Source organism: Paucibacter sp. XJ19-41 (genome assembly GCF_028462495.1).
Classification (GTDB): Bacteria; Pseudomonadota; Gammaproteobacteria; order Burkholderiales; family Burkholderiaceae_C; genus Roseateles_E.
This window is the reverse complement of the sequence record NZ_JAQOWX010000177.1, coordinates 1-738: the sequence shown is the minus strand read 5'-3', so window position 1 is coordinate 738 and position 738 is coordinate 1. Positions and strand designations below refer to the sequence as shown.

General features: G+C 73.7%; 1 pseudogene. It reads right to left on the bottom strand.

Annotation, left to right across the window (positions count from 1 at the left end):
- Positions 1-738, bottom strand: a pseudogene (locus PO768_RS26840) (hypothetical protein); the annotation flags it as partial.

Below are 738 nucleotides of genomic sequence, written 5' to 3'. Positions count from 1 at the left end.
CCCCCCCCCCGGCCGGCGCCGAGGGGCCAGGCGCCTCGACCGCGCATTCACGGAAGCGTTCGGGCGCGGCGATCACCTCGGGCGGCGCCGGCTCGCCGCCCAGGCTCTGGGCGCAGGCATCGACCAGATCGGGCAGCAGCGCGAACGCGACATCGTTCAGGCCATAGACATGCTCCAGCCCGACCCAGTCGGCCGCCGACAGCGCGACCGGACGGCCGCCGGGCCGCAAGCCGCTGAGGAAACCGCGCCGCACGATGGCCTGCACACCGGGCAGCTGCGGGCAGCGCTCCGTTGTGCCCGGCTCGGGAAAGCAGCTGTTGAAGCGCTCGCCGGCCGACTCGAACAGGCAACTCGGGTCGCCGCTGCGCACGATGTAGGCGCGCCGCCCGCCCTCGCCGAAGAAGGCCCGCAAGGCCACGCCGGTGGGCGTCGGCACGACCGGGTCGCCGGCGCGCAGCACCCGCTCGCGCACGCCGCGCTGCTCCCAGGCAAACAAGGCATCGACCTGCTCGAAGCTCTCGACCGCGACCGGCAGATTCAGCAGGGTCTGCAGCCGCAGCCAGCCCTCCAGCCCATCGTCGCCCGGCATGCCGCCCAGCCCTGTATCCGGTGTCAAGCCGCGTAGCCGCAGCTCCTCGACCAGGCTCTCGGGCAAGGGGCTCAGCTCGCGGCAGGCGTCCAGCAGGGCCGTGAAGCTGGCGCGGCGGCTCGGTGTGTTCAGCCGCTGATCGAGCAGCG